We start from the raw sequence: 13,018 nt of genomic DNA on the forward strand, positions 1-13,018 counted from the left end.
GGCGGGTGGGGAACTCGCCGTGGACCGGACGTCAGGCCTGCTACCTGTCGCCGCGCACCTTGCGGGCGATGCGGTCGGTGAACGAGAGGTTCTCGCGGCGGTCCTTGCCCCAGAACACCACGGCCACCATGCCCGGCCCCACGTGCGCGCCGATGACGGGTGACACGGAGCTGAAGATGATGGGGACGTCGCGGCAGCCGGGCTCCTTGCGGATCTGGTCCGCAAGCCAGCGCGCGTCCTTCTCGGCGTCGGCACTCACGATGCCGATGGGCAGGTGCGAGTCTCCGTAGCTGTTGTCCTCGCCCAGGCAGTTGGCCTTGAAGTCGGCGAGGATGGCGCGCAGGGCCTTCTTGCGGCCGCGGCACATGCCGCGCAGCGTGAGGGCACCGTTGAGGTCGTAGGAGAGCTCGGGCTTGATGTCGAGCTTGCCACCCACCTGCGCGGCCGCCGGCGGGATGCGCCCGCCGCGGGCCAGCGAGTCGAACGAATCGAGCGTGAAGTAGCCCTGCACGTAGTAGCGGGCCTCCTCCACCCACTCCACGAGCTCCTCGGCGTTGAGCCCGTTGCCCACCTGGCGCACGGCCTCGATGGCAAGAAGCTCCGCCGCGGCGGAGGGGCAGAGGTTGTCCACCACGTAGATCTTGGAGCCGGGGTGCTCGTCCATCACGAGCTGGGCCGCCTGGCGCGCCACGTCGACGCTCGAGGAGAGGCCCCGCGTGAGCGAGAGGTAGACGGCCGGCACGCCCGAGGCCGCCGTGCGCTCGAACACGTCAACGTAGTGGCCCGTGGTGACGGCCGAGGTGGTGACGCGCTCGCCCTTGCGCATGCGCTCGTAGAAGTCGTGCGGGCTCATGGACTTCCACAGGTCGTCGGAGTGCTCGCCGTCGTCCATGACGAACGGGAAGCTGATGACCTCCACCCCCAGCGCCTGGGCGACCTCGGGGGCAAAGTCCGCGCACGAGTCGACGATGACGCGGCACTGGCCACCCTGTCGGTAGCTGGCGCCGGCCTCGCGCGCAAACGCCGCCGGGGCCTGGGGCTCCGACGACGCAACGGCCGCGGGCTCGTTGGAACCCGCGGCCTCGATCACTGGCTTGTCTTGAGTATCGCTACTCATCTGGCTCCTCGATCTTGGGCTTGATGATGCCGTAGCCACCGTTCTTGCGGTGGTAGATGACGTTCACCAGGCCGGTGGTTGCGTTGGTGAAGACGTAGAAGTCGTGGCCGATGAGGTCGGTCTGGACCAGCGCCTCCTCCTCGGTCATGGGCGGCAGGTCGATGACCTTCTCGCGCACGAGCTCGTCGTCGGCGTCCTGGTCGACGGCCTCGGGCTCGATGAGGTCGGCGAGGTCGGTGTGGATGGGCTCGACCGGCAGGCCCTGGGCGCGCTGGCGACGGTCGACCACGCGGGTCTTGAACTTGCGCAGCTGGCGCGTCACCTTGTCGGCCGCGAAGTCGATGGCGGCGTACATGTCGGGGTCGGCCGACTCGACGCGCACCACGTTGTCACGCACGCGCACCGTGACCTCGCAGACGGCCGCTTCGGGGTTGGAGCGGTTCTTCTCGACGCGAAGCACCACGTCGCACGTCATGGGCTGGATGTTGAACACCTTGAGGGCGTCGCCGATCTTCTCGTCGACATAGTCGTGCAGGGCGTCCGTGACCGTAACCTTGCGCCCAGAAACCTTGATGTCCATGGTGCCTCCGTCCGTCGAGCCTATAGTGCCCTTGCTGCGGCGCCGTACCTGCCGCTGGGAAAGCCGCGCCCGGAACGCCGTGCTGGAAGTGCCGCGGGCGCTGTCCCTTGTAGTGCACTGGTACCCAAACTTGCGACCGCCCGCGACGTGAAAAATATAACGACCGGTCGCCGATTGACCCCTTCCCTTTAGTCGGAAATGTCTACGGCGTTGGCGCCGGCGGTCGAGCCATCCTGGATTCCCGAGGTGGCGCCGTCGACCGTAGCGGACTCGGCCGTGGTGGGCTCGGTGACGGCCGCCGAGATGGTGACGCCCGAGACCTGCGAAGAATCAGTGAGCGTCTCCATGCCGCCGAGCCACTTGGAGCGGATGACGTCGACGACACCGTTGCTCGCGAGTCGGTCGGAGGTCTGCTTGACGACGTCCTGCAGCTCGGTGTTGCTCGCAGAGACCGCGATGCCCAAAGGCGTGGGGACGTCGATGGTGCCGGCAAGCGAGATGTCCGTGTAGCCCGCCTTGAGGTAGGCGCCGGAGTTGGCGTCGCAGAGCACGTAGTCGACCTCGCCCGCCTCGAGCGCGCCGAACGCGTCGTTCAGGCTGGAGAAGGTCTTCTGCGTGACCTGGAGGTTGCTGCGCTTGAGCAGCTGCCGGGAGATCGAGCCGTCCTGCAGGCCCACCGCGGCGCCGTCGATGTCGGGCTTGGAGACGGTGGTGGCGCTGCCCTTGCGGAAGAAGGCCGTGGCCCCCTCCGCGTAGGAGCCCACGACGGTGGCGCTGTTGGAGCCGAGCGACTCCGCGCCCATCACCACGTCGCACGTCGTGCCGAGCGACTGGTCGACGTTGGAGACGGAGACGAACTTGACCTTGAGGCCCAGCTGGTCGGCGAGGGCGGAGGCGAAGTCGACGTCGTAGCCCTGGAACGCACCGCTCTGGGAGGTGATGCACATGGGGATGGAGGCACCCGCGTCGATGCCCACCGTGAGCGTGCCGTCCTCGACAAGCGAGGAGACCCGTGCCTGCGCGGTGGCGGCGCTCTGGCCCAGCGCCTCGTCGACCGAGGGGGCCTGGACGGCCGCCATGACGGTCTCGACCGGGTTGGCGCACCCGCTCAGTGAGAACGCCGCGAGCGTGGTGAGAAGCGCCGTCGCAAGCTGCCGACGTCGGGGTGCCTTCGTTGCCTTCATCGCTGCTCCTCGCGTTCGTGACCGAGCGTCTCGTTCAGCTGACCTGGTATGTGACCCCACACTCGCGCACCGGGGCGTTTGCCTTGGGAGCCGCGGCCCCCGCAACTAGTGGCCCTCTCGCCCGCGGGGCATGTGCCCCAGGGTTGTAGACGGGCGGTGCGTCTTACTTCTAGGACGAGCCATGATCGTCCGGGCGCGCACGCCCGGGCTTACGTGGATCCCTTTGCCCTCGTCTGGCATGGACTAGGGAGCCGTGCCGGGCAAGCCGGCCGGACCGTGGGGACGCACACCGCCCCTTTGGCGAGGCGCGTCGGCAGGTCCCGTCTCCCGCAACCACAGACCTGAATGAGACTTATGAATTATAGCAGCTCGAAGATGGTGGAGTTGTGCTGGTACGGCAGGGATGGCGCTTGCCGGCGCGCGCGTCATCGCGCCGCACCGCCACGCACAAGAAAGGGCAGCTGGAAGTCCCGACGGCCCCACAGATGCCTCAAGCGCCTATAAACCCGCTGCTAGAAGCCACCATAGTAGTGGCGCAGCTCCCAGTCGGTGACGGTCCGGGAGTACTCGGACCACTCCTCGCGCTTCTCGGCCAGCAGGTACTCGAAGATGTGGTCGCCCAGGACCTCGCGCATGAGCTCGCTGCCCTCGAACGCCTCGACGGCCTCGCCGAGGTCGCGCGGCAGGCGCTGGGCGCCGCTTCCCTCCAGCTCGTCGAACGTGACGTTGGACTCCGGCGGGAGCTCCAGGCCCTCCTCGATGCCCCGCATGCCCGCAGCCAGCGTCACGGCCATCGTGAGGTAGGGGTTGCACGTGGGATCGGGACTGCGCAGCTCGACGCGACGCGACAGCTGCTTGCCCGGCTTGTACGTGGGCACGCGCACGAACGCCGAGCGGTTCTTGGAGCCCCAGGTGGCATAGCACGGGACCTCGCCGTTGGGCACGAGGCGCTTGTAGGAGTTGACCGTGGGGTTGGTGACGAGCGTGTACTCGGGCGCGTAGACAAGCAGGCCCGCCACGTAGTGCTGCGCCAGCTCGGAGAGGTGGTGCACCGACCCCTCGCCCTGGGCCCAGAACAGGTTGTTGCCATCATGGTCGAAGAGCGACTGGCACAGGAACAGCGCCGAGCCCGGCACGCCCGAGAGCGGCTTGGGCATGAACGAGGCGAAGATGTCGTGCGCGTAAGCCGCCTGCTTCACGACGAGACGGGCCGTCATGATGTTGTCGGCGCAGGTCACGGCCTCGGAGTAGCGAAGCGACAGGCTGTTTTGCGACGGCGCCATGGCATGGTAGGAGTACTCCACCGGAATCGACATCTGCTCGAGCTCGAGGACGGTGTCGCGGCGCAGGTCGCGCGCGGAGTCCTCGGGCGTGAGGTCGAAGTAGCCCGCGTCGTCGAGCGGCACCGGCACGGCCGAGCCCTCCTTGACCGTCGTATCCTCCTTGAAGTAGAAGAACTCGAGCTCAGGGCTGACGTTCAGGACGTAGCCGGCGGCATCGGCCTTGCGGAAGGCGCGCAGCGCGCAGGCGCGCGGGTCGCCCATGAAGGGCTCACGGTGCGGGGTCCTGATGTCGCAAAAGATGCGGGCCACGCCGGCCTCGCTCGGGCGCCACGGCAGAACCTGGAAGGTGCTCGCGTCCGGGAAGGCGAGCATGTCGGACTCCTCGAGCGTGGCGAAGCCGTCGACCGCCGAGCCGTCGAAGCCGATGCCCTCCTCGAACGCCTCCTCGAGGTCCTCCGGTGAGATGGCGAACGACTTGAGGTTGCCGAGCACGTCGGTGAACCACAGGCGCACGAAGCGGATGTCGCGCTCCTCGACGGAGCGTAGGACGAAGTCGATGTTCTGCTCGTTGGTCATCGAGCTACCTCGCAGACAGACGGTGGTGTCGTGGGGCGTCTTCGCAGAGAGACGCCACGCTAGGTATGACACTCTCCCACATCCGTGTTTCGGCTCTGTTTCACCTCGGGAGGGGCTGTAGCTCCCGGCGAGGGCGACCCTTGGGCATCCGAGCGGCTACGCCCGAGCTAGGCGGCCTTGTCCCGCTTGGAGGCCTCGTACTTGGCGACGGCGGCGTCGGCGCGGGCCATCATGTCCTCCGAGAGCGCGCACTTGCCCGTGTCATGGACGGTGCACGTGTCCTCGAGGGCGCAGGTGCCGCACTCGCCCTTCTTGTTGGCGATGATGATGGAGCGCACGCACAGGAACGCGATTCCGAGGACGATGGCGAGGATGATGATGCTGGGGGCGTTCATGGCCTGTCCCCTTTCTGCTAGCATAAACAAGGTTTCCGAGGTTGTTCATGCCCCGGAGTTTACCGTAGTAAACTATAGGCATCAAGGTTGTGGGGCGCAAGAGACGTCCAAGGCTACAAGGAGGCCATGCATGAGCGACGACACCATGAAGCTCGTCATCATCCGCCACGGTGAGTCCGAGTGGAACAAGCTCAACCTGTTCACCGGCTGGACGGACGTCGAGCTGTCCGAGACCGGCGAGAAGGAGGCCGCTGCCGGCGGCAAGGCCCTCAAGGAGGCCGGCTTCGACTTCGACATCTGCTACACCTCCCGCCTGAAGCGCGCCATCCACACCCTCAACTTCGTGCTGCGCGAGATGGACCGCGAGTGGCTGCCCGTCATCAAGAGCTGGAAGCTCAACGAGCGCCACTACGGCGCCCTGCAGGGCCTCAACAAGGCCGACGCCGCCGCCAAGCACGGCGACGAGCAGGTGCTCATCTGGCGTCGCTCCTTTGACGTCCAGCCGCCCGCGCTCGAGCCCAACGACGAGCGCGACCCGCACGTCCAGGAGATGTACCGCGACGTGCCCGCCGACGAGCTCCCCTACACCGAGTGCCTGAAGGACTGCATCGCCCGCACCTGGCCGTACTTCGAGGACGAGATTCGTCCGCAGATGCTCGCCGGCAAGCGCGTCCTCATCGCCGCCCACGGCAACTCGCTGCGCTCGCTCGTCATGAAGTTCGAGAAGCTCACCCCGGAGGAGATCCTCAAGGTCAACATCCCCACCGGCGTGCCCCTGGTCTACACCTTCGACCGCGACTTCAACGTGCTGGACAAGCAGTACATCGGTGACCCCGAGACCATCGCCAAGAAGATCGAGGCCGTCGCCAACCAGGGCAAGGCCAAGAAGTAGGCCTTCCCGCCTGGGACCTGCTGCGAGGATTGTCGCAGCGAAGCCCCGTCGCTCGCCTTCGCGCACCTGTCACTGCGGGCCGCGAGGGCGGGCGGCGGGGCTTCTTTGTTGGTGCGGGGTATTGGCCGTCGGCGCGGGTGTTGGTGCGGGTCAGGTATTGGAGTGGGCTCGAGAAGGGGGCCGAGAGTTGCCCGCTCTCGCACTCGCGCCTAGTGCCTAGTGCCTGCCGGAATCGCCCCCGTAGCGGTGGCCGTACAGCGCCTCGGTGCCGCGCCTCGTGACGTCGAGGTTGAGGCGTGCCTTGCCATCGAGACGGTCGGTCTCTCGCACAAGCGCGCTCGTCGCGATGCCCAGCACGTCGGCGACCTTGCCGGCATCCTCGCTCGTGGGGCTGGCGAGCTGGAGGTAGGAGGAGAGCGCGTCCACCGCCTGCTCGGCGTAGGTCTGCGCGGCGGCATCCGAGTGACCGTCGCGATGGGGCGACGCCTCGAGGACGCGCAACCTCCGCGTGAGCTCGTCGAGCTGGGCCGCGAGGCTGGTTGCGGCCGCTGGGCGCGCGCTCGCGAGGCGCCTTCGCACGTCGGTGAGCTGGGAGCCCAGCGCCTCGTCGAGGATCGGCGCCGTGTCCTGCTCCCAGCCGTGGGCCTCCGCCTCCTGGGCCTTGCGCTCCTCGAGCTCGCGCGCTCGGAAGCGCTCGGCCTTGGCCGCAAGCGCGGGGCCCCATGCCCGGAGGAAGCGGTCACGCTCGGCGTCGGACACCGTGTGGCGCAGGCCCAGGACGAGCATCACGATCGCGCAGGTCACAAGCGCCACGTCGGCGACGAGCACGAGGCCGAGCGCGGTGAGCCCCACGGCCCAGCCCATCGGCGCGACGAGCAGCGTGAGGTCGAGGGCGACACCAACGACGAGGGGAACCGCCCAGAGGCGGGAGCGACGCGCGCGGCGCACGAGCGCGTCGAGCTCGGGACCGTACTTGGGTGCCTCGGGCTCCCTCTGCCCCGTCGCGGCCATGACCGCGGCCCGGACCGCCCGCCCGATCGAGGTGGCGGCGGCCGTGAGGACATCCGTCGAGCCGGTCTGGGCCGGCGAGGGCGCGGCGGGCGGCTCTAGGGCACGCGCCGCGTCGCGGGGACTCACGCGACGGACCACGAGCGTGGGCCACGCGCAGACCAGCGCGCACCCGACGACGGCAACGATGACAGCCAGCATGGCACTCCCCCAACGACCGGTTTTCTCCCATGATACCCACGCGTGACGGGGCCACCGGGAGGCCAGCGGCGAGCGGGGTCGTCTGCGGGACCCATCGCCAATCACGTCAGCTCAGCAAGCGGGGCCGCACGCGGGGCTCATCGCCAATCACGCCCAATCGGCGAGTGGGACTGGTCGTGCCCCCCACTCCCAACCGCGCCTGGTCGTCAAAATGTGACAAATCATACGGAAGGAAATGTGCGTCTTGCACGCCAGGCGCCCACCCCAAACACCGGACGTCCGCGGCCCCTACAGCACGCTCCTCGCCACCAGGCCGATGAGCTTGGCGATGGGCATCTCGGGATAGCGCGAGATCCAACGGCCGACGATGGCCATGATGCCCGAGAGGTAGAACTCGCAGAGCAGGTCGGCCCCGGCGTCATCGAGCCCGCGGCCTCCCACGAGATAGCGCTCCACGAGCGGCCGCACGATGCGCTTGAGCTCGGCCGAGAAGGCCGGGTCGCCCGTCTCGCCCATGAGCTTGGCAAAGTAGCGGCTGCTGCGCGCGGCGCACTCGGCGATGAGGACCATGTGGGTCGAGAAGTCGAGCTCGCCCGGGGAGCGCATCATGCCGTCCACCACGTCGCGGGCGTCGGAGAGGGCCTCGTCCTCGATCTGGCCGAGCAGCTCGTAGACGTCATGGAAGTAGAGGTAGAAGGTCGCGCGGTTGAACCCGGCGCGGTCCGTGATGGCGCGCACCGAGATGCGCTCGACCGGAAGGCCCGGCGTGGTGCCGTCGCCAGCATAGAGCCCCCAGAACGCCTCGCGCAGTGCCGCCCTCGTGCGCTCCGTAACCTCCGGCTGCTTGCGCATCGCATGCCCCCTTCTGGCGTCGACCCGCGCCCGCCCCGCGCGAGGAGACGCGACACCCCGCCCATCGCCACGACACCCCCCGCACCGTGCGACAGCACCGGGACAACTGTCTATTGATGGTTCTTAAATGGCGTTAGTATACTTGATGAGACGACATGCTGTCGAGTTATCTCACCTGCGTGTTTATCGCGCACGTCGTGCAGGCGCGCATATCATGCAGGCGGATGGCACGGCAAGCTCGCGGACACGCCGGGGCGCGTGTCGTCGACACGTCCGCACGCCAGAGGCGGGAGGACCATGTCCTACATCGAGTTCGAGGACGTCACGAAGGTCTACGGCACCGGCGGGGCCGAGATTCGCGCGCTCGACGGGGCGAGCTTCTCCGTGGAGCGCGGCGACCTCGCCGTGGTGCTCGGCGCGTCGGGCGCCGGTAAGACCACGGCGCTCAACATCCTGGGCGGTATGGACACGGCCACCTCCGGGCGCGTCGCCGTGGACGGCCGCGACATCACGCACGCCAGCGAGGCCGAGCTCGTGGAGTACCGCCGCGCCGACGTCGGCTTCGTCTTCCAGTTCTACAACCTCGTGCCCAACCTCACGGCCCTCGAGAACGTCGAGCTCGCCTCGCAGATCTGCCCCGACTCGCTCGACGCGCGCGACACGCTCGAGCGGGTGGGCCTGGGCGAGCGCCTCGCCAACTTCCCCGCGCAGCTCTCCGGCGGCGAGCAGCAGCGCGTCTCCATCGCTCGCGCCATCGCCAAGGCCCCCAAGCTGCTGCTCTGCGACGAGCCCACGGGCGCGCTCGACTACCGCACCGGCAAGCAGATCCTCAAGCTCCTGCAGGACACGTGCCACACCTCGGGCATCACGGTGGTGCTCATCACGCACAACGCCGCGCTCGCCCCCATGGCCGACCGCCTCGTCCGCTTCAAGAGTGGCCGCGTCACCGAGATGACCACCTGCGCCAGCCCCACCCCCATCGAGGAGATCGAGTGGTAGCCGGGGCCCTCACAAAGGACGCGCTGCGCACGGTTCGCGGCAGCCTCAGGCGCTTCCTGTCCATCGCGGCCATCTGCATGCTGGGCACCACGATGCTCATCGGCCTCACCATCGCCTGCGAGGACCTGCGCCTCTCGGCCGACGAGTTCTTCGACGCGCAGCGCCTCTACGACGTGAGCGTGCAGTCCACGCTCGGGCTCACCGATGACGACGTGGCCGCGCTCGGCCGGCTCGACGGCGTGGCGGCGGCCGAGGGAAGCTGGAGCGAGACCGCCTACACGCAGGTCGCGGGCGAGCGCCACTCCGTCTCCGTCCACGCCTTCTCCCCAGACGGCCTGAACGAGCCCTACCTCGAGGAGGGCCGGCTGCCCGCCGCGGCAGACGAGGTGGCCGTGACCCGCGAGTACCTCGAGGAGAGCGGTGCGAGCATCGGCGACACGGTGGAGTTTGGCGTGCGGACGGGCTCTTCGGGCGAGGAAGAGGGAGAGAACGAGGCCGCGGGCACGGCGGACGTCGGCGACACGAAAGATGCGGCTTCGACCGATGCCGCCACCTCGACCGACCTCTTCGCCACGCACCCCTACACCATCGTGGGCGTCGTCATCGACCCCATGAGCGTGGCCGCCAAGAACGGCTCGTCGTCGTTTCGCGCGACGGGCGCGCGCTACACGTTCTTCGTCGCGCCGGATGCTGCGACCGCGAGCACCTACTCCGTCGTCTACCTAAGCGTTTCTGGTGCCGCGGCAGAGAATGGCTTCTCGGACGCTTATCGCGCCCTCGTCTCGCGCGTGACGGACGAGGCGGAGGCCATCAAGGGCGAGCGCGAGGCCGCGCGCACCCAGCAGGTACGAGACGAGGCCTCCTCCAAGGTCGATGACGCGGAAGCCGAGACGAACTCCCAGCTTGCGGATGCCGAGAGCCAGCTCGACGCGGCACAGGCAGCCATCGACGACGCCTTGGCCCAGATCGCGAGCGGCCGGGACCAGCTGGCCCGCAAGGGGGCCGAGGCCACGCGTCAGCTCGATGCCGCGCAGGCAAAGATCGATGCCGGACGAGCCCGGCTCAAGGCGGCCAAGGCAACCCTCGAGACCAACGAGTCCCAGCTCGCGTCCGGTGAGGCCCAGCTTGCGGACGGGCAGGCCAAGCTCGACGCGGCGCAGCGCGAGCTTGATACGCAGCGCGCCAAGGCGCAAGCAGGCGTGCGCGACTACGACAGCGGCATGGCCCAGGTCACGGACTCCGCGGGCCAGCTCGCCGCCGCCCTCGGCAACGCCTGGCCCGCCTCGGAGTGGCAGGCCATCCTCGACGCACGGGACGAACAGGCGTCCGCGGCTGCCCAAAAGGCCTTCACGGACAAGATCGACGCCTACGCCGAGCAGACGGGAGCCGAACTGGACACCGCCCTCAAGCTCGCCGACGAGACGCTCTCCCTGCTCGACCGCCTCATCGCCGGCGACGAGGACCTGCGCGCGGAGGTGTCCGCGCGCGCCGACAAGCTCGTGACCAGCATCGAGAAGACAGGCCTCCTCACGAAGGACCAGCTCGCCCAGCTCCACGCGGCCCGCGCCGAGCTCGAAGACCTCATGGCAAGCCCCGAGAAGCTCAAGGACGCCCGCGCAAAGCTCGCCGCCGAGCGCGCCAACCTCGCCGCCACTCGCTCCCAGCTTGCCACCCTTCCCAGCCAGGCACGCCAGCTCGCAGCTGCGGCCGGTAAGCTTGCGGCCAACAAGTCCCAGGCAGACGCCGCACGCACGGCCCTCGCAACCACCATTCCCCAGGCACAGGAGACCATCGACAGCCAGCAGGCCAAGCTCGAGGCCTCCCGCGCCACCCTCGAGCATGGCCGCGAGCAGCTTGCCCAGGGCTGGGAGAGTTACAAGGGCGGTATCGCCCAGCTCGACGCCGGCCAATCCCAGCTCGACGCCCAGCGCGCCCTCGCCGAGCAGCAGCTCAGGGATGCCGCCGCCCAGCTCGACGACGCGGAGGCGCAGGCCGCAGACGGCCAGGCCGAGCTCGACCAGAACCGCGCCGAGTACGAGCGCCAGAAGGCCGACGCCCTCGCGCGCATCGCCGAGGCTCGGGCCAAGGTCGACGACATAGAGGGCGCCACCTGGTACGTGCAGGACCGCTCGGCCATCTCCAGCTATGCCTCCATCGACTCCGACGCGAGCTCGATCCAGGTCATCGGCACGGTCTTTCCCGCCATCTTCCTCACGGTGGCCATCCTGGTCTCGCTCACCTGCGCCGCGCGCATGGTCGAGGAGGAGCGCGGCCTCATCGGGCTCTACAAGGCGCTGGGCTACGGGCGCGCGCCCATCATGGCCAAGTACGTCTCCTATACGGTCGGCGCGGCGCTTCTGGGTGGCACCATGGGTTCTGTCCTCGGCTTTATTGCCCTGCCCAAGTTCCTCTTCACCGTGTTCGAGGTCATGTACACCCTACCTGTCATGACCCTGCACTTCGACGCCGCCCTCTGCGCCCTGGCCGTGGGCATGTTCGTAATCGGCATCGGGGCGGCCACCGCGCTCACCGTGAGGAGCGAGCTTGCCGAGCAGCCCGCCACCCTCATGCGACCGCGCGCGCCACGCGCCGGCACACGCATCCTGCTCGAGCGCATCCCCCTCGTCTGGGGCCGTCTCTCGTTTCTCGGCAAGGTCTGTGCGAGGAACCTCTTCCGCTACAGGAAGCGCCTCGCCATGACGGTGGCGGGCGTGGCCGGCTGCACGGCCCTCATGATCAGCGGCTTTGCCATCGCCGACACCGTGCTGGCCCTTGCTCCCAACCAATATGGCGGCAACGGCAGGCCCGGCGTGACCACCTATGACCTACTCGCCGTGGTGCAACCGTCTGACATCGAGGACGCAGCCACCACCTTAACCGACTCGCCCGAGGTCACGGACTTCATTCCCGTGCGGACGGAAAACGTCACCATCGAGCACGACGGGGCCAAGGAAACCGTCCAGCTCGTCGTGGTGCCCAGTAGGTTCTCGCTCGACAGCTACGTCAACCTGCATACCAAGTCCGGCGAGCACCTCACGCTCGACAACGCCACGACAGGTCCCGACGGTAAGACGGGAACCAAGGACGACGGCGCCATCGCGACCATCAACGCCTCGGTCGTGCTCGGCTTTGGCGCGGGAGACGAGCTGACCCTCCAGGACACGGCGCTTCGCAAGGCCACGGTCACCGTCGACGCCGTCGCGATGAGCTACCTCGGCAACGCCGTCTACCTCACCCAAGACACGTACGAGCGAATCTTTGGCGAGACGCTCCAGCCAAACGCCCTCATGGCTCACCTCTCTGGCGCGGCAGACGAGCAGATCGCCTTCAAGGACTCGCTCGCAGACGACCCCATCTACCTCTCGCTCACGAGCACCCAGGAGGGGGTCAGGGACTTCACGGCAAACTTCGTGCTCATCGACTACGTCGTCGTACTCATAACGGCCCTGGCGGCAGGTCTCTCGCTCGTGGTGCTCTTCACGCTCTCGACCACCAACATCTCCGAGCGCGAACGCGAGCTGGCAACCATCAAGGTCCTGGGATTTCGCCGGGGAGAGGTGCGGACCTACGTCAACAAGGAGCTCCTCATCCTGGCGGGCTTGGGCACCATCGCAGGAATCCCCCTGGGCACACTCATGGCCCACGCACTCACCTACGTGCTCAACATGCCCTCGATGTACTTTGCCGTGGAGGTGAGTCCGCTGAGCTACGTCTGGAGCTGCGGCCTGTCGATGGTCTTCGCCATAACAACCTGTCTCATCACCAACAGGAGCCTCGACCGCATCGACATGGTAGGCGCCCTCAAGTCAGCCGAATAGCGTGACAAAGAAACGGCGCCAAAGTGGACCTATAGAGTTTCCCATGCGTGGGGCAAAAGGCAGCGGCGGAGACGCAGGCAAGGGGCCAATGCCTGGAGGAATACCTTGATCAC

Annotated in this window: 10 protein-coding genes; 3 read left to right on the forward strand and 7 right to left on the reverse strand. The window is 67.9% G+C overall.

The genetic code is table 11. The features are described 5' to 3' along the window. Nucleotides 1–40 precede the first annotated feature (40 nt). From EFAMC1_RS10980 to EFAMC1_RS11000, 5 genes are all read right to left on the reverse strand, one after another. The gene (locus tag EFAMC1_RS10980) at nt 41–1,117 is read right to left on the reverse strand and encodes a DegV family protein (RefSeq protein ID WP_154054309.1); all 1,077 of its coding nucleotides are present in this window, start codon (nt 1,115–1,117) and stop codon (nt 41–43) included. Beyond that, the gene (hpf, locus tag EFAMC1_RS10985) at nt 1,110–1,697 is read right to left on the reverse strand and encodes a ribosome hibernation-promoting factor, HPF/YfiA family (RefSeq protein WP_154054310.1); all 588 of its coding nucleotides are present in this window, start codon (nt 1,695–1,697) and stop codon (nt 1,110–1,112) included. The genes EFAMC1_RS10980 and hpf overlap by 8 nt, the downstream gene beginning before the upstream one ends. Nucleotides 1,698–1,885: 188 nt before the next feature. Then, nucleotides 1,886–2,881, reverse strand: a complete 996-nt coding sequence (locus EFAMC1_RS10990) for a substrate-binding periplasmic protein (protein WP_154054311.1) — start codon at nt 2,879–2,881, stop codon at nt 1,886–1,888. A gap of 512 nt (nt 2,882–3,393) precedes the next feature. Next, complete coding sequence (locus tag EFAMC1_RS10995) at nt 3,394–4,740, reverse strand: glutamine synthetase family protein (RefSeq protein ID WP_154054312.1); 1,347 nt, start codon at nt 4,738–4,740, stop codon at nt 3,394–3,396. A 167-nt stretch (nt 4,741–4,907) separates the two neighbouring features. Continuing rightward, nucleotides 4,908–5,135 carry a FeoB-associated Cys-rich membrane protein gene (locus tag EFAMC1_RS11000; protein ID WP_187324677.1) on the reverse strand — a complete coding sequence of 76 codons (228 nt, stop codon included), beginning with the start codon at nt 5,133–5,135 and terminating at the stop codon, nt 4,908–4,910. A 130-nt stretch (nt 5,136–5,265) separates the two neighbouring features. Here EFAMC1_RS11000 and gpmA point away from each other — a divergent pair, with 130 nt between their 5' ends. Continuing rightward, nucleotides 5,266–6,027: a 2,3-diphosphoglycerate-dependent phosphoglycerate mutase gene (gpmA, locus tag EFAMC1_RS11005; protein WP_154054314.1), complete on the forward strand. Its 762-nt coding sequence runs from the start codon at nt 5,266–5,268 to the stop codon at nt 6,025–6,027. A gap of 216 nt (nt 6,028–6,243) precedes the next feature. On the opposite strand, the gene EFAMC1_RS11010 is transcribed toward gpmA, so the two are convergent. Continuing rightward, nucleotides 6,244–7,236, reverse strand: a complete 993-nt coding sequence (locus EFAMC1_RS11010; protein ID WP_154054315.1) for a hypothetical protein — start codon at nt 7,234–7,236, stop codon at nt 6,244–6,246. A gap of 288 nt (nt 7,237–7,524) precedes the next feature. Then, nucleotides 7,525–8,088, reverse strand: coding sequence for a TetR/AcrR family transcriptional regulator (locus tag EFAMC1_RS11015; protein ID WP_154054316.1), 564 nt, complete (start codon nt 8,086–8,088; stop codon nt 7,525–7,527). A 297-nt stretch (nt 8,089–8,385) separates the two neighbouring features. Between EFAMC1_RS11015 and EFAMC1_RS11020 the strand changes: the two genes are divergently transcribed. After that, nucleotides 8,386–9,087, forward strand: coding sequence for an ABC transporter ATP-binding protein (locus EFAMC1_RS11020; RefSeq protein ID WP_154054317.1), 702 nt, complete (start codon nt 8,386–8,388; stop codon nt 9,085–9,087). Beyond that, complete coding sequence (locus EFAMC1_RS11025) at nt 9,081–12,905, forward strand: FtsX-like permease family protein (RefSeq protein ID WP_154054318.1); 3,825 nt, start codon at nt 9,081–9,083, stop codon at nt 12,903–12,905. Before EFAMC1_RS11020 ends, EFAMC1_RS11025 begins: the two co-directional genes overlap by 7 nt. Nucleotides 12,906–13,018 lie beyond the last annotated feature (113 nt).

The organism is Olsenella uli (genome assembly GCF_901212675.1).
Classification (GTDB): domain Bacteria; phylum Actinomycetota; class Coriobacteriia; order Coriobacteriales; family Atopobiaceae; genus Parolsenella; species Parolsenella uli_B.